Below are 16,415 nucleotides of genomic sequence, written 5' to 3'. Positions count from 1 at the left end.
CCGGTGAAGCCCGATGATTCAGGACCTCCTCTACAACCCGGACGCCGTCATCGATGGGCTGCTGGCCTGGGTGAATGCCAACGTCTGGCAGCTCACCTTCGGGCTCTCGACGGCTGCGATCATTCTCGAACTACTCAATGCCCTGGTCATACGGCTACGCCACCGCGCCGCGTTGAGGGGGGCGCGGTGTGTGGAAATCCTCGCTCCGCCGATGGCGGACATGGCGGGATCTGAGGCGCTGTGGACGAACTTGATGGGGCTGCTGCGCCCGGCCTGGAAGCGCCTGCTGTTCGGCCAGCCACATCTGGCCTTCGAGTACGGCTTCGGTGTCACCGGCGTACGGATCCGGCTGTGGGTCCCCGGAACCGTCCCCCAGCACCTGGTGGAACACGCGATCGAGTCCGCCTGGCCGTCCGCGCGTACAGCCGTTGTGGAGGCGGCCCCGCCGGTCCCGCTGGCTGGGCAGGCGACCGGCGGACACCTGGTGATCGCCCGGAGCGAGCTGCTGCCGATCCGCCACTCCCACAACCACGACCCGCTCCGCGCCCTGCTCGGAGCCGCCGTGGGCATGCCGACCTGGCAGCACGCCGCCGTCCAGATCCTCGCCCGCCCCGCAACCGGCCGCCGCCTCGCCCAGGTCATCAGCGGCGGCCCCGCCGGACTGGTCAGAGCAACTCTCGACTTCGTCACACCCGGCCCGATGCACCCCCGGCTTCATCCAGGACATCTGACCAACCGTGTCGCCCGGCTGGAGGATTCCGCCGAAGCCCGGGCCATCCGCGACAAGGCCCGGCAGCCGCGATACGAGGTCGCGATCCGCTACGCCGTACAGGCAGACGACCCCGCGTCGGGTGACGAGCGTGACCGTGAGCAGGCTCGCGAGGCCCGGCGGAACACCATCCGGGGCCGGGCGCATGCCATCGCCTCGTCGTTCGCCCTGTTCGCCGGGCACAACCGGCTGGAACGACGTCGGCTTGCCCTGCCCGCCGCGCGCTTGGCGTCGCGACGGCTCGGGCGCGGGTTCCTGCTGTCGGTCCCCGAACTCGCCGCGCTCGCCCACCTCCCCTTGGACGCCGCCGTACCCGGTCTGAGCCGTGCCGGAGCCAGATCCGTACCACCCCCACCGGCGATCGCATCAACGGGCAAGGGCCTCGGCTTCTCCGACGCCGGGCACCTGAGGCCGGTCGCGCTACGCGTGGCTGACTCCTGCCACCACGTGCACGTGCTTGGACCCAATGGCACCGGCAAAAGCACGCTGTTGGCCCAGATGATCCTCTCCGACATCGAGGCCGGCCGCGGCGTCGCCGTCATCGAGGCCAAGGGAGACCTGATCACCGACCTGCTCGGGCTCATCCCCGAGCAGGCAGCCGACAAGGTCGTGCTCATCGATCCCGACGACCGGAACCCCTGGCCGGCGCTGAACGTGCTCGGCGGTTCCAGCGAGATCGGCGTGGACAACCTCGTCGGCATCTTCCACAAGATCTACGCCGACTACTGGGGACCACGCACCGACGACATCCTGCGCGGCTGCGCGCTCACGCTCGCACACCACGGTGGAACCCTCGCCGACGTCCCACTGCTACTCACGAACTCGGCGTACCGCGCCGAACTCGTCGAAGCGCTCAACGACGGATTCCTGCTGGGCTTCTGGCACTGGTACGACAACCTGTCCGAGCAGGCCCAGGCTCATGTGACCGCGCCGATCATGAACAAGCTGCGGGCCTTCCTGCTCCGGCCGTTCGTCCGCAGCGTCATCGGTTCAGCGAAGTCGACCTTCGACCTCGGCGACGTCCTGGACGGCGGAATCCTGCTCGCCCGCCTGCCCAAGGGCGTCCTCGGCGACGACAGCGCCCGGCTCCTGGGTTCACTGATCCTCGCCCAGGTCTGGCAGGCCGCCGCCCGCAGGGCGAGGCTCGGACACGCCCGTTCGCCCGCCGCCCTGTACGTCGACGAGACGCAGAACTTCCTCAACCTGCCGCACACGCTCAGCGAGATGCTCGCCGAGGCCCGCGCCTATCGGCTGTCGATGGTGCTCGCCCACCAGCACCTGGCCCAGCTCCCCCGCGACCTCCGTCAGGCGATCAGCTCCGACGCCCGCAACAAGGTGTACTTCTCGCTCTCCCCCGAGGACGCCCGCGAGGTCGAGCACCACTTCAGCCCGTACCTGACCGCGCATGACCTGGCCAACCTGGACGCCTTCCAGGCCGCCGCACGTCTCGTGGTGCGCTCCGCGGAGGTCCCGCCCTTCACCCTGCGCACCCGGCCACTGCCCGACCCCGATCCCGGACTCGCCGCACGCGTACGGCTTGCCGCCGCTCGGGCCCACGGGCGCCATCCCGCATCCACGGACCCCCTGTCAGAAGGAGACCCCCGTACGCAACCCAGAGGAGGATCATGAACCAGCACTACACGCCGCGCGTTCTCGACTCGCTCGTCATCCGGCTCAGCGACCACGACCGGTGCCTGCTCCGCATGGTCTGGACGCATGAGGTCCTGACCACCCATCAACTCCTGCAGGTGGCGTTCGACAACGACCACACCGGCCGCCACCGCCTGGTGAAGCTGAACCGCCTTGGCGCGCTCGACCGCTTCCGGCCCCGGCCGCCGCTCGGCTCGGCGCCCTGGCACTACGTTCTGGGAGAGGCCGGCGCCGCCGTACTGGCCTTGGAAGACGGTGTGACGCTGTCGGAGTTCGGATACCGGCGCGGCCAAGCCCTGTCCATGGCCTACAGCCAGCGGCTCGCGCACACCATCGGGGTGAACGGCATCTTCGCCGCCCTATCCGGCCACGCTCGCCGTTCGGATGGATGCCGGCTGAACGCCTGGTGGACCGAAGCGCGGTGCAAAGCCATGTGGGGCAAGCACGTCCGGCCCGACGCCTACGGCCGATGGACCGACAACGGCCACACCCTAGACTTCTTCCTCGAATACGACACCGGCACCGAAACGCTCGACCGAGTCGCCGCCAAGCTCCGCGGCTACGCCTCACTGGCCGCAGCCAGCGGGATCGACACCCCCGTCCTGTTCCTGACCAGCGCCTCGCGCCGGGAAGCCAACCTGCATGAGCGGCTGCGCCTTCGCGGTTCTCTCATGTCGGTGCCCGTCGCCACCGCGACCCAAAGCCAGGAACCGCACGAGGCGATCTGGCTACCGGGCAACCGGACGGAAGGACGGCTGCGCCTCGCCGAGCTCGCGCGTCACTTCGGCCAGCAGAGGCGCCCTTGATCGCAGAGCTCGGGGCCGGCAAGTTCATCGCGGCGGGCGGGTGCCTGGTGTGCGGGGTCGTCGTCATCGCCGGCCTCGGCGGCGGAGCCAAGTACGCCTTCACCGCCGGCGACACGGCCAAGCTCCGAGCTGCGGTCTGCGCCTACACCGCCCCACCTGACGCGGTACGGCGGGTGCCCCCTGCCCGCTTCGGGCTCTCCTCGCGGCAGATCGCGAACGCCCGGGAGATCATTAACGTCGCCACCGAGCTGGGGCTGCCCAAGCGAGCCGCCGAGATCGCCCTCGGCACCGCGATTCAGGAAAGCAGTCTCACCAATTTAAGGACCGGCCACGGCTCGTACGGACTATTCCAGCAGCAGCCATCCCAAGGCTGGGGGACGAAGCAGCAGGTCACCGACCCCTCCCACGCGGCCCGCTCCTTCTACACGCGCCTGATCGAGATCCCCGGCTGGGAGCACATGCCGCTCACTCAGGTCGCGGCGCTCGTTCAGCGCCCCCGTGAGGACCTTCGCGACGCCTACGCCAAGCACGAACCGCGCGCCAAGGCGCTGGTCGCCCTGATGTGGAAGAGCGGATCACCCAGGCGAGCGGCCGTGGACCCGGCCACGAGCGACGACATTCGGGTCAGTATTCGAGCCGCGGCCGGGCTCGGCGTTCCACGTGACGAGCTCGTCGCCAGCATCACCAGAGACCTGGTTAGCCAGGGCTCCGGTGAGCAACTCGACCCTGACGAGACCAGAAAGCGTGCCGACGACATCGTGACCACCACCGCCGGCCAGCTATGCAAGGAGCTGAAATCCCAGCTGGACGATCCCACCCACGGAGATGCGCCGCTCATGCTCCCGTCGGGGCGAGGTGCGATCGCGGTCAGAGCCGCACTACGCATGATCGGGGTGCCCTACTCCTGGGGTGGCGGCGGGCCAGGCGGGCCGAGCTTCGGCACCGGCCGCGGGGCCGGGACCAAGGGCTTCGACTGCAGCGGCCTCACGGAGTACGCATGGAGCAAGGCAGGAGTCAGCATCGGCTCCTCCACCGGCCCGCAATGGCACTCCGGTAAGCACGTCGACCGCTTGCAACTCCAACCGGGTGACCTGGTGTTTTTCGCCTACAACCCTCGCGATCCCAGCACGATTCACCACGTGGGCCTCTACATCGGCGAGGGAAAGATGGTTCACGCGCCGCGCACCGGCAGCCACGTGCAGATCGCGCCGATGTCCCGCAGCGACTACGCCGGGGCCGTACGACCGTCTTAGCGGTTCTGGGGTGGCCGACCAGTCCCTCCGGTTCGGGTAGAGCAGCGGAGGCGGCGAGAGGTCTGGACGATCGCGGGACGAACGCCACCGCGGCACGGTTGTGCTGCATTGCCGGGAGCATGTGGGCAAGCATTCACCCCGAGAATGACATCCGTTGCGGACCCGTCAATTGTGAGTCGGCCAGAGCTGAATCAAATATCGCTCCAGATCATCGACGTCGTCCAGGGATTCATCGCCTGGATCCAGGTCGGGATACAGATCCTGTCGATACACGCGGAGGTTCCAGGTCATTGCTGGCCGCTCCAGATCGATAGCGGCGGAAACTGGGCCACCTGCGGGGGTTGCGGCGTTGAGGATGCCGGATGAGAAATTCACGATATCTTCCTCAGCATCAACATTTTCCATCAACTCAAGCGGTGGCGGTTCGTCCCAAGCCTCGATGACTACCTCGGCGTTGTGCGTATCGAAGTTGCTCATAATCACCACGATGTTCGGTGACGCCGCGGTGAACCTAGCCGGCAGAGGCGTCACATCTTGTGCCGGCACGACGCCCAACCCATCGGAATCTACCAACATGAACGTATGGTAGATGACGGTCACTCGAAAGGACTGGCTCACGCGCCTCATGCTTACTACTTCACTTTCGATTGTAGCGGAGTCCCTGCCCCCGGCCCGAATCAGGGGCAGGGACTGGGGTTGATTAGTCCGCCGCGATCGAGAAACCGTCACGACGAAGTATACGGTTGTTTTCGTACCACCATCCGAGCCTCACCCCGAAGGCCCAGTTGTCATAGGCATTAATGAGCTTGACAGAGAAGGCATACTTTGGAGCGGCCCGCATTGACCCCTCCTTGGTCGAGGCGAAGGGGAATTCGTCGCAAGCAACCGCTGTAGTATTCGGGTTATTCGCGTGCCGCGTTCCGGTCCAGGTTCTCTTTATCTGGTTCCTGCATACGCGGATAGAGAACCTCCGTTGCTCAGCGGCTGCGTCCCCATCCGCCAGCCAGTGCAATTTCCTCCCTCCTGGGCCGCCGGGAATACTCGTCTTGGTCTCCCCAGCATATTCTTCGAAAAGGCGGCCTCCAGGCTTTGGTATCGTGTCCTGCGGTTTGGTGATTGCCTCCCAGACATGCGAAACTTGCTCGGGCCAGCCGCGCCCGGTCACCGGGTCGAAATCGTCGTTCGATACTCGAACACGAATGGCGTGAATGAATACGCAGCCACCATTGCGATACGTCTGGATGTAGTCCGCGTTATCACATCTCACCTTGAGTTTGTTTTCGGCCTTGTCCTCTTTCAGTGAATTGTACATTGTCTGCCCATTAGGAAATTTCACCGACCATCCGAGGTGGATCGTACACCTTGTAATCTTCTCGCCTGTGAGCCCTGAAATGTTGTCGGAGTGGAACGCGAAGTTAACCCTCGGATACAGCTTCCACTCGGCTGGTGGGAGCGTCTTGGAAGGCAGCCCCGTGATTTGGCAGCGGTTCGGATCTGGAGCGCCCTTGTAAGAGACACCCACAGTGAGAGGGGCAGCCAGCAGCGTTCCCCATGCACGCTTAATTTTGGTCTGAGTCCAAACGCTGAATTCTCGATTGTTCTGGTTGGTGTCGGCAATCGCTTGTGCGTCATAGATGAGATAGCCGATGAGTCGCGCGCCGTTACTGCCCACGGCCCACTCCATGGCATAGCCAGTACTGTTCATGCAACCGGAGAACCGGCTCACCCATGCGCTGAAAGTCGGAGCGATGTTAGGCCAGGCTTCGCACAAAGTCCAGGTCCATCGAGCAGGCTCGGCCTTACCTTGGGGGACAGGAAGGGGAGGGTTGGATGCAGCGATGGCTGGCCGTTGGAGGGTAAGCTGCTCTCCCGAGCTCCGCACCAGCGAGCTTTGCCGTGCGGCGAAGGCCTGCGGCGGTGTTTGGTACTTCACAACCAAGACCGGAGGATGACCACCTGCTTCGGTGGTTTCCCATCCACGATCGTAGGCCGTGCCCGACTCATTGGATGCGCGGAGCCTGACGCCATAGTTGGGGCTGCCTGCCGCCCAAGCCTGGACTATCGAAGTGAGCGACCATGTCCACAGGCGGGCTTGATCGTCGCAGGTTCCCGGATCTGTTGCCGTCACTTCTCCGGTGCTCGTTGTGGCCGGCTGGTTATCCCAGCCCAAGGTGGCCGGAGCCCAGCTTCCTGTGATGCGCTCGGCTTTGATGCCGGATCCGCAGCCGTAGCCATCCGCAACCCCGAATAGCTGCAGCTCAGCGCTTGTTACGGTCTTCCCTGCCAGCGCTGATGTGTCGAACTGCAGGTATGTCCGCTCCTTGACGGCAAAGGAGAAAAACGGCGAATAGATCCCCGCGTACATACTTTCGCCTGTGAAATCAGCGCAGTCATCGTCGCAGATCCATCCGTCGACCTGGGCCGGAATGGTCAAGGTACCTGTCGACGGAGACGGAGACGGAGACGGAGACGGAGACGGAGACGGCGACGGCGACGGAGACGGAGACATTGATGCACAGGGCGATGGATCTTGATCGGATTTGAGCGCGGTTGCGTCCTCGGCCGACAACGCGTAGCTGTAAACCCTAACCTCATCGATGGCACCATCGATGTCGGTGCCGATCGTCAATGGGCCGTTGCTATCCCACACGGCCGCGACGGGCTCTGACCCGATCAGTTGACCGTTCAGATATAGTACGGATTTCCCGGCATCTGCATCATAAACAGCAGCGATGTGGAACCACTGATTCACCGGCGGTTGAACTCCCGACTCGACACCAGCGGCGCCCGCGTCAGTTGAGTCCGTGGCGTACATACGGAAAGTGAGTCCATGCTCTGGACTACCACCCAGGAAGAAGGGCGCCCTGTTCACGCCGCGCTGCTGAACAACTTCGAAGGGTTCCTGAAGGTCAGTCAGCTTAAGCCAGGCGGAGACGCTGAAACTGTGGCTGGTCTGCACGACCGGATCCAAGGTTTGGGCATGGTTTGGAGATCCCGCGCTGAATAATGCCTGACCTGAATGGCCGCCGCCCCAAGTTGACGAGCCTTCGAGAGTAGCGGAGTTCGCGTAGCCTGAGGAGTCGTCTGCGATGTTTCCCGTACCATCGTCGAACGTCCAACGTCCTGCCAAGCAACTGTCAGGTTGCGAGCTCGGATCTAAACCATTCATTTGGTATACTGCAGCTATTTCCTCCGGTGTTACTCCCTCTGGCGCCCCAACTTCGATCAGATTGCTTTCGGATCCGACTGTTGATGCCTCCTGCTCGGCGTCATCGGCAGCTGGGTCGATGTCCGGAACCACGGGTGGGGTTGTGGTCGCATCCGACAGCGCCACTGCTTCTTCATACGTTACATCGGTGCCGTCATCAGCGCGATTGAACATCGTCCGCACCTTGACGGGAGGCTCGTACTCGATGAAAAGAATCGGCTCGTGATCGGGCATTTTACGATCATGTGTCCCTCCCTCTTGAGAGCGGAACTGCCGCCAGTTGATGATCGCACTCTCACTAGCCGCCATGAGCACGATCCCATAGTCCGGCTCGCCGTTCGCCCAGGATTGGACGATTTGTTCGATTGAATAGAGGAGTTCGCCAGTTTGGCATCCTGTAGTATCGCTATAGGCCGCTTTGTTGGTGTACTGACCGGATGTCGTCCATTTGGGCTGGTTGGCCCATGACAAGGTAGCCGGATCCCAGCTAGAGGTCAGCTTCCTGGCGACAGTACCAGAACCGACCTCCAAACCGCAGTTCTTGGTGCTTCCCGCGGGAGCACCAGAGCGGTAGTTCCATAGCATTAGATTGGCATCGCGGATGACCGCCCCAGCGAGGGTTTCAGTGCCGGTGACGTTATAATGAAGATAGATTCGCGCAATATCGGCACTCGTCTGCGTGGTGCCCGCGCGCAGCCACGTATCGGTTAGATGGTTGAGATCGGGGTTGTTCTTGTTGACCCAGGCATCGTCGGTCAGTCCCGCGCCCACGTACTCGCTGGCGACTGACATTGTGACTGGGTAGGTTACAGCGGGATCGGCTAGAAAGTTGGCGTCTGGCTGCAGCGTCAGCGTCGTGGTCCCGCCGCTTTTCTGGATGTTCGCCATTACAGCGCCGATCTTGCCGGCATCGGGCGATCGCTCGGCAAGCGCATCAACGGCCTGCACCGTAACTGGAGTAGCCTCTGCCTTCCCAGCTCCTGAAACAAGCTGCTGTCTACCGTCTTTGCGACTGGCATATCGGGTACCGCGCGGCAGTAGCATTGGCAGCTTGACCGTCAGTGGGCCTTTTGGCCTATCGCGAAGAATAATATCCTGGGTGAAACCATTTGTTTCGGCGCGTACCACCAAGTCGACGCCCTTGGCTACCGCGTCACGGTACACCGCTCCATTGCCTGCGATCGAGGGCTTGGGTAGGCGGGCTCCCCAGCGGAAGCCGGCAACCCCTCGGGTGGTTCTGGCTGACACAAGCGTTGTCGAGCCTTCACCTCCAAATTGCAGGGGGGTCTTTACCCGTCGCGCTTCTAGCCTCCCGTCATGAGAGATGATGCTGGTATCTATGGGATCCCAGTGGACAATGCCGTCCCGATCCGTGCTCTTGATTTGAATCGGACCCGCGTGCAGCTCTGCACGTAAGGTCTTGCCGTCCGGGTTGGCCCATACCTTGGAGTTCTCGCCGAAGAGTGAAGGCACCTCAACTTTCTGACCAGTGTCATGGGCTTTCTTCTTTGCAGCCTCTAATGCCGGGTCTGAAACCGTGAAGGCCCCGCGGTCCCTAGCCGGCGAGGAGGACGCGGGTTCGGCTTTGGGCCCGGGGTCCGCGTTAGCAGTTGCGCTGGGGGAGGCAGTAATGATTGACCCTGCCAGTGCAGCGACTGCCAATATCCTGGTTGGCTTGTGTACGAGGCGACGTATCCGGCGTTTCTGAGGAATATGATTCACACTGCATCTTTCGGTGTCGACAGCTATCGGGGGGGCTGTATCATTCTGTCATTACAGATTGTGTTGGTAAGCTTCTGGGGGATAGGTAAAGTAGATATGGCGTGGGAAGTTTCACAGAGCCTGCATCTGGGCCGCGATTGCACGTGGTGCTTTTCCGGTCCATAGGCGTAAGGGAATGAAGCGCAACCGACGGTCTTAGCCAGAAAGTGGGCGTCGCACCCCCCTCCGAGAGTCCGGCTAATTTCACCGTTGCATTTTTAGGGCTGCGAGCCTCCGGACCATACGAGGTCCTACGTGCCATAAAGTCGACATAAGTTAAACTCCCGGTCCTTACTGACGCAAGATCTATCTCGTGGCAGAGTCGTCACGTCAAGTCACAGAAAGGTCGCTTGGTTCGGGTGCGACTTGCATTCACCCAGGTTGAATGCATCTAGGCAGGTGACCTCAAGAGTGGGTTGTGACTCATGTCACAGCCGAGAGCGCTCGGCATGCAGGGCGATTGCGCAGTCGGCGAGCGCTGCCCCTGATTTGGGAATCTGTGGGGTGAGCGGCATGTTCGGCGGCAAGTGGAGCGAGTGAGATCGCATTCGTGATCATGAAGTTCTCGACGATTCACGACCCCGGCGTGAGCAGCCGCGTCCCTTCGGTTCGGCCAGCATGTTCTCGGTTCCATGGCTTCACCACGTTCAGGTATTCCTGGATCTCCTGCTGCAGGTCTCGGTCGCGTGCCAGCCTCTGCGCCGCAAGGAAAGAAACGGTCGCGCCCACGGCGAGCAGCCCTTGCCGTCCCAGGTCGACCAGTCCCCAAAAAACGAGCTACACCCCAAACGGCTTGACCATGCCTGATCACTCATGGCTACTCTTTGCTCTCGCTGTGTGGACAGAGCGTCCACGCGAGCACTGTTGAGTGGGGGACTTCGTGTCGACGATCGGCATTGCGCTGGGAACTGCCGCCGTCGGTCTCCTCACCGGACGAGCCGTCCGTACCATCGCCGACCACTTTGCTTCTCGAAAAGGCATGCCGTACGCAACTGAGATCACCACTGCCGCGGTGTTCGGGCTACTCGGCTGGCGGATCGGTCTTGCTCCGCTTCTCCCCGCATACCTCTATATGGCCGCTGCTGGAGTGGCGCTCAGCGTGATCGATCTGCGGACGCGACGACTGCCGGACGCGCTCACGCTGCCCTCGTACGTCGTCCTCCTGGCGCTCGTAGCCGTCGGCGGGATGGTGAGCAGGGACGGAGCGCTCACCGTGGGCCTAATCCTTGGCGCACTGGGCGCCTTCTCGCTCTACTGGTGCTTCCGGCGGATGAACGCCGCCCTTGGGCCGGGAGACGTCAAGGCGTCCGGTCTTGTCGGCGGGATCCTCGGGACCATCGGCGTACACGCCTGGGTCGTCGGCATCGGCGCGGGGCTCATACTGGCGGCGCTGTACGCCGTGGCCCTGCTGATCAGCCGGAAGGGCTCCGCATCCACCCTCATACCGTATGGACCGTTCATGTTCGCCGGCTGCCTTGTGGCTGTCCTCGCGATGTGACCGCCGAATGCTCTCCACTGCCGACACTGGGGCCGTAGGCTGGACATGGCCGATCTCACCTTCTCTTTTGGCGAAGGAAGTGAAACCGGTCAGGGGCCGTTCCCTTTCGGGGGCGGCCCCACTACTCGTCGAGAAGTTCCCTCAGAAGCGTGAACCCAGGCATGATCTCCCTCGGCCGTACGCCCACCTCGAACATCTCCGGCTCCTCGAAGACCGGTTCACCGCTGGGGCGGCGCGCATAAGCCACGCGGCCGTAGTCGACGCCGTCGTCACGATCGAAGCTCATCCACGTGATCGCCTCCTGCTCACCTTCGCGCAGAGGGTGATTCGAGACCGCACGCGTAGCCACAGTGCTCGGGGGCTCGAAGATCCACACCTGGGGCACCGCGAGGACCCATCGCCTCACGCCGATCTCACCGGCCTTCGCGGCGGCCCTACGCTCGAAGGCAACGGCAGTCTCTCGATCACGCAGGTAGTCGTAGTCACTGAGGACGAGACGGCGCTCCCCGTCCAAGACGACGACCGCGGGGCAGTCATGAGCGACGATGCTCTTCTCAAGCCGTTCGACCACGTCGAAGAGCAGGTTCGCCGTCTCGGCGTTCACCCCGGTTCCCCTCTCGTGTAAACGCAGACCGCCGCCAACACCTTATGGCTCGCTCGGCCCTGTCAGCCTTGCAATGCACCGTCCGCGCTTGCCGCGTCGCCGACGGCGACGCTGCGAGATGCAGCCGATTCATGCTCCGCCTCCTGCTGGGTTCTCAGTCTCACTCCGCCAGCTCAGGCGTCCACCACGCGTCTCGGTTTCACATTCTGCGTCCTGTTTGCCCCGTAACGGAAAGCTGCGTGATGGTGTCACCTACCTATGAGCAGTTGAGTAGTCCGGCGCATGGCGGCGGTGATCGGGGTGGGGAATCCTGCTGGAATGCAACCCGGTGCGCATCCCTGTTGTCCGGACTGCGGTGAGCCTCTCACCGGTCCCCACGCGGCCTGCCCGGCCTGCGCGCTGCCGCTGAGCGGCGCTCTCGCCGGCGAGCTATGGCGGGTCGACCTGGCACTCGCCGACCTCAGGACGCGTGAGGCGCAGCTGACGGCCAGGCGCAACGAGCTTGTCGCGGCGTTGCGGGCCGCCCGTACCGAGACCAAACAGGCCGAGGATCACTTCGGCGCCGTGCCGTCACCGGTGCTCAGCCCCAAACGGCCGAGGGATTTGCCGGTGAAAGCAGTACAGAACCTGCTTCTGGCACTCGGGGGGCTCCTGCTGGTCGTCTCCGCGATCGTTTTCACTGCGGTGAGCTGGGGGCACCTCGGCATCGGGGGGCGGGCGGCGATTCTGCTCGGGTTGACCGGGCTCGTCCTCGCGGCCCCGATCCCGTTACGCCGACGCGGCCTGGCCGCAACAGCGGAGACCCTGGCCATGCTCGGCCTGGCGCTGCTGTTCCTCGACGGCTACGCCGCCTGGCAGGTCGGGCTGGCTGGTCTCGACGCGATTCATCCTCAGCCTTACACGGCCGGACTCATCGGGGTCGTCGCCGTGGCCTTCGCCACCTATGGTCGGCTTGCCCGGCTCAGATTGCCGACCCCTGCGGCTGTTGGGCTGGCGCAGCTTCCGCTCGCGGTGCTGACCTTCGACAAGGGCGCCTTCTGGCTCGTCGCGGCCCTGCTCGCCACCGCCTGCGCCGACGCGACGGCCTGGCTGGCCGGGCGGCAGAGGATGGTGGCTGTCTACTTCGGGTGCACGTGGTCGCTCGGCGTGGCGATCGGGCTCGCGGAGTCGCTGGAAACCTACGAACCGCGCAGTGCCTGGCCGCTGTCGGGTGCGCTGATCGTCGCCGTGGTGGCAGGGCTGGTCATCGCCGTTCGCGCGCCAAGGCCGTGGTCGGTAGCGCTCACCGCGGTTTCGGCGATCACGCTGATAACAGCACTCGCGGTCCCCACGCGCATGCTTCTGGAGAGCCCTTGGGCGGTCGCGCCCGCGCCGCTCGCCGGGCTGGCCGTGACCGTGCTCGCCGTTCTGGCCTCCCGTACGGCTTCAGCGGCCAAGGCGGCCCCGCTCAGGGCGGCGGTCGTCCAAGCGTCGGTCACGGCCGCTGTCACGGCGGCGATCGCGACGGCCCTGCTCTCGACGCCGGTGGCGATGACGGTGATCGTCGCGCTGGCCGGTCCGCTGGACCAGAGAGAGGTCTGGAGCGGCATCGGGACGACCGGAGTCCGGGAAGCACTCGGTGCGCAGTCGATCGCCGGGCCGTCCGACCTGGTCGTGCTCGCGGCGCTCGCACTCGTCTGTGCGGTCCTCGCGCTCTTCATCGTGCGGCCCGGCGGTACGGACAACGCCGATTGGCGCGCCCGGCTTCATATGCTGATCGTCGTCGCGCTGGCTTTCGCCTCGGTGACCGTGGCCGTCTGCCCTGTCGCGCTCGGCCTGCCGTACCCGGCGGTGATAGCCGTACAACTGGTGCTGGCCGTCAGTCTCGCCGCGATCTCAACCAGGGCCGCCCTGATGGGCGTTCTGGCGCTCGCCGCGGCGCTGGAAGTATGCGTGTGGGCGCTGGTGTCCGAGCCGGCCACGTTGATCGTGCTGGGTGTCCTCGCCGTCACGGCTGCGGTGACCGGCCGCGTCGCCCGTACCCCGGCCGTACGCGCCGGGGCCGCCGCGACGGCGACGCTGCTGATCGGTGGCGAAGCGGTCGCGCTGTGGGTCGCTGCCGACCTTCAGTCGCGATTCGTCACCTTCGTCCTCCTCGGAGTGGCCGGCGTAGCCGTGATCGTCGCGGCGCTGCTCAAGGCCGGGCCGCGGGTGGCGGTGGAGATCACGGGGTACGCGCTCGGGGCGGCCGGTCTGCTTCTGGCTGTGGATCTGCCGATGTTCAGTCTGGCCTGCGCTGTGGCCGGTGTCCTGGCGGCCGGTACGGCTCTACGGCCGGACCGGCGGATGGCCGGGTACGTCGGAACCGCCTTTCTGCTGCTGGCCGGCTGGACTCGGCTCCTGGCGGAGCGGGTCGAGCTGGTGGAGGCCTACACGGTGCCGTTCTCCCTGGTGCTGCTCGCGATCGGCTGGCGGCGGGCGCGACAGTCATCGTCGTGGGCGGCTTACGGTGCGGGCCTGTCCTTCTCCTTCCTGCCGAGCCTGCTGGCGGTCTATGCGCAGCTCGGGGGCTGGGTCCGCCCTCTGACACTGGGAGTCGCGTCGTTCGTGGTCCTGTTGCTCGGTGCGAGATCACGGCTCCAGGCACCCGTAGCGCTCGGAGGGTTCACCCTGGCCGCGGTCGCCCTGCACGAGCTCGCACCATGGATCGCACAGCTCGTGACCGCTGTTCCTCGCTGGGTTCCGGTGGCGGCGGGAGGCGTCGCGCTGGTCCTGATCGGAGCCACCTACGAAGCTCGACTGAAAGATGTCCGCCGGATGCGCGCCGGATTCCGAGGTCTGCGATAGCGACGCCGCGTACCGGCCGCCCGAGGGGCACACAGCGTCGGCGGGATCAAGAACGGGAGCGAGACATCACCCCCTCGCCGAGCACCTCGGACAGAGTGAGCAGGGTGCCTTGGTCGAGTTCCTCGACGCCGCCGGTCACCGCACGGAGCATGTTGCGTTCGGCTCGCTCGGCACCGCGTACGTTCTGTTCGTGATGCACGAACGTGTTCACCGCCTGCACCACGCCCCAGGCCGTACCACGCCACGGCGCTACCCGCAGGTCGTGGTTCCAGAGCTTGACCAGGACGTCTCGCTTGTTCTCCGCCATCGTTCGGCTGCGGCCTCGCTGCTGTGGCATCGGTGCATGGGCGTCAAGGAACGCCTGCCACTGCCGCTCACTGACCTCAACCCGGCACAGCTCGCGTACGACCGATGAAAACTCGTCGGCCAGCGCATAAACGATGTTCAGCGCGTCCCGAGCCTCAGCCAGCCGCAGCTTCGAGTGCCGGGAGTGCTTGATCTTGACCTGCTGTCCGCGCTCGGCGAGGCCGGCGGCCATCGTATTGTCGCAGACGATGTGGGTCACGGCCCGTTTGAACGTCGTGGCAAGCGAACCGTCGAACGACGTCGCGCCGAACAGGTGGGGCCGGAACTCGACGCCTTCGGGCGTGATGACGTTCTCAGGGACCTCGACCGACACCCAGGCGACCGCTCCGCCCTTGAGCAGTCCGGCGGAACCGATCGACAGATCGGCATCGAGGAGCCGGGAGACGGTGTTGATCAGCCATTCAACGTAGGGATGTGGCTCGTACCCGTCGGAGAAGACGCCCATGACATGACCGTTGTCGCTGCGCACGATTGCCTGCCTACCGGGCACCTGGGCCAGCCCGCCTCGCGGGTCTTCCACGTAGACCGGGCTGCTCAGCGCCTCCCAGCCGAACAGCCGACGCTTGACGTCGTCCACGGGGATCGGACCGGGGTAGTGGTTCGGCTCTTCGGCCTGCATGCTCGCCCGGTAGTGCCAGGCCGTACCGCGCTTCTCGGTGAAGCCGATCAAGGTGTTCGCGTTCAACCACTCCAGAGACTCCCTGGACATGTCTGTCTCCCTTCTATGGAAATGAGAAAGGCACCGACCGTGGCCGGTGCCATCTATGTCGTTGGCGATTTCGGTAAGGAGACCTACCGGATTAGCCCACCCCTTTCGTGCGACCGCGAGAGTTCGAGCGAACTCATGTGGAGCGCTGTTGTACGGCGTAGGCCACGCGTTCGGCCAGTTCACGATCGGCTGCGTGGATCTCGATGGTGCTCGTGATGTCGCCGTGCACGGTGAATGAGCCGGAGGCGCCACCCAGTCGCCACCGCACAACAGTCTGTCTCGCGTTCTCGGTAAGCGACGCCTTGGGCAGCAGTTCAACCAGGGTTGCCACGATCTCGGCACGAGTGCCGTTCTCGGTCGCCTTCGTCGCCAGTCGCTCGCGGCAGGCCTGCAGATCGCGCCGATAGTCAGGGAGTAGGCGACGCTCGATCCTCTTCGCGACGAACTTCGCTCCTCGTGCCGCCGTCACCGTGATTTCGTGTCGCCGCAGATCAGGGAGAGTGCCCCTGCTGCCGTCCGGATAGATGCCGAGCACCCTGATCCGCCCCCGCTGGTTCCAGATCGGATGCACGACGAGACGGGCGTCAGCGGGTCCGAGGAGGTAGACCGGATGACCAGGCCGCACCAGGGGCGTGTAGCCCTCCAGATGCTCGGCGACCTCGATCACCAGTTCCTCGATGTCCCAGTCGTTCACTCACAAACTCCTCTCGTATCATTGATTGACGAGTTGAAACGATTCATAACTGCCGATCAGGCGTCATCACTGATCGAAGCGGCGCTTGGCGCTGGTATCTAAATACGGGAGGCGGAGAGGTTCGAACGTCCGCCGCTTTGACCGCTGTCCACATTGATTCGCGTTGATGGAACAGGCGTGACAGGTTTTATGGGTGCCTTGATTTAGGGCATCGCCCGTCGAGCCGGAATGGTCACGGCTGCTCTTTGTTGCGTAGGTGTTCTTGCTCGGC

General features: G+C 64.5%; 11 protein-coding genes. 5 read left to right on the top strand and 6 right to left on the bottom strand.

Going from position 1 to position 16,415, the window contains the following annotated elements; all coding sequences use genetic code 11:
• Nucleotides 1–13: 13 nt before the first annotated feature.
• The 3 genes from Mam01_RS31740 to Mam01_RS37050 are packed head-to-tail and all read left to right on the top strand — an operon-like array spanning nucleotide 14 to nucleotide 4,478.
• Nucleotides 14–2,398 (top strand): type IV secretory system conjugative DNA transfer family protein, encoded by a 2,385-nt coding sequence (locus Mam01_RS31740; protein ID WP_204288872.1) that lies wholly within the window; start codon nucleotides 14–16, stop codon nucleotides 2,396–2,398.
• Nucleotides 2,395–3,225, top strand: a complete 831-nt coding sequence (locus tag Mam01_RS31735) for a replication-relaxation family protein (protein ID WP_204288871.1) — start codon at nucleotides 2,395–2,397, stop codon at nucleotides 3,223–3,225. Before Mam01_RS31740 ends, Mam01_RS31735 begins: the two co-directional genes overlap by 4 nt.
• Nucleotides 3,222–4,478, top strand: a complete 1,257-nt coding sequence (locus Mam01_RS37050; protein WP_239101770.1) for a C40 family peptidase — start codon at nucleotides 3,222–3,224, stop codon at nucleotides 4,476–4,478. The genes Mam01_RS31735 and Mam01_RS37050 overlap by 4 nt, the downstream gene beginning before the upstream one ends.
• A gap of 165 nt (nucleotides 4,479–4,643) precedes the next feature.
• On the opposite strand, the gene Mam01_RS31725 is transcribed toward Mam01_RS37050, so the two are convergent.
• On the bottom strand, nucleotides 4,644–5,078 hold the full coding sequence (locus Mam01_RS31725; protein ID WP_204288870.1) for a hypothetical protein: 435 nt from the start codon (nucleotides 5,076–5,078) through the stop codon (nucleotides 4,644–4,646).
• A gap of 100 nt (nucleotides 5,079–5,178) precedes the next feature.
• A complete protein-coding gene (locus Mam01_RS31720) occupies nucleotides 5,179–9,159 on the bottom strand; it encodes a DNRLRE domain-containing protein (protein WP_204288869.1) in 3,981 nt (1,326 codons plus the stop codon).
• A 1,168-nt stretch (nucleotides 9,160–10,327) separates the two neighbouring features.
• Between Mam01_RS31720 and Mam01_RS31715 the strand changes: the two genes are divergently transcribed.
• Complete coding sequence (locus Mam01_RS31715; RefSeq protein ID WP_204288868.1) at nucleotides 10,328–10,945, top strand: prepilin peptidase; 618 nt, start codon at nucleotides 10,328–10,330, stop codon at nucleotides 10,943–10,945.
• 121 nt (nucleotides 10,946–11,066) lie between these two features.
• On the opposite strand, the gene Mam01_RS31710 is transcribed toward Mam01_RS31715, so the two are convergent.
• Nucleotides 11,067–11,549 carry a hypothetical protein gene (locus tag Mam01_RS31710; protein WP_204288867.1) on the bottom strand — a complete coding sequence of 161 codons (483 nt, stop codon included), beginning with the start codon at nucleotides 11,547–11,549 and terminating at the stop codon, nucleotides 11,067–11,069.
• 282 nt (nucleotides 11,550–11,831) lie between these two features.
• On the opposite strand from Mam01_RS31710, the gene Mam01_RS31705 reads away from it, so the two are divergent.
• On the top strand, nucleotides 11,832–14,375 hold the full coding sequence (locus Mam01_RS31705; RefSeq protein ID WP_204288866.1) for an SCO7613 C-terminal domain-containing membrane protein: 2,544 nt from the start codon (nucleotides 11,832–11,834) through the stop codon (nucleotides 14,373–14,375).
• A 46-nt stretch (nucleotides 14,376–14,421) separates the two neighbouring features.
• Here the strand turns inward: Mam01_RS31705 and Mam01_RS31700 are convergent, their stop codons facing one another.
• The 3 genes from Mam01_RS31700 to Mam01_RS31690 all read right to left on the bottom strand — a co-directional run.
• Nucleotides 14,422–15,450, bottom strand: coding sequence for a DUF932 domain-containing protein (locus Mam01_RS31700; RefSeq protein WP_204288865.1), 1,029 nt, complete (start codon nucleotides 15,448–15,450; stop codon nucleotides 14,422–14,424).
• 133 nt (nucleotides 15,451–15,583) lie between these two features.
• Nucleotides 15,584–16,144, bottom strand: a complete 561-nt coding sequence (locus Mam01_RS31695; protein WP_204288864.1) for a hypothetical protein — start codon at nucleotides 16,142–16,144, stop codon at nucleotides 15,584–15,586.
• A 66-nt stretch (nucleotides 16,145–16,210) separates the two neighbouring features.
• Nucleotides 16,211–16,415, bottom strand: a 205-nt coding sequence (locus Mam01_RS31690; protein WP_204288863.1) for a hypothetical protein, incomplete at its 5' end; no start/stop codon positions are given.

Origin of the sequence: Microbispora amethystogenes, assembly GCF_016863015.1 — a bacterium.
Classification (GTDB): domain Bacteria; phylum Actinomycetota; class Actinomycetes; order Streptosporangiales; family Streptosporangiaceae; genus Microbispora; species Microbispora amethystogenes.
The sequence above is the reverse complement of the archived record's forward strand: the minus strand, read 5'-3'. Positions and strand labels throughout refer to the sequence as shown.

Excerpts from the sequence above, each read along its gene's own strand:
- Mam01_RS31700 (WP_204288865.1), bottom strand. The coding sequence starts at position 15,450 with ATGTCCAGGGAGTCTCTGGAGTGGTTGAACGCGAACACCTTGATCGGC.
- Mam01_RS31735 (WP_204288871.1), top strand. The coding sequence starts at position 2,395 with ATGAACCAGCACTACACGCCGCGCGTTCTCGACTCGCTCGTCATCCGG.
- Mam01_RS31740 (WP_204288872.1), top strand. The coding sequence starts at position 14 with ATGATTCAGGACCTCCTCTACAACCCGGACGCCGTCATCGATGGGCTG.
- Mam01_RS31705 (WP_204288866.1), top strand. The coding sequence starts at position 11,832 with ATGGCGGCGGTGATCGGGGTGGGGAATCCTGCTGGAATGCAACCCGGT.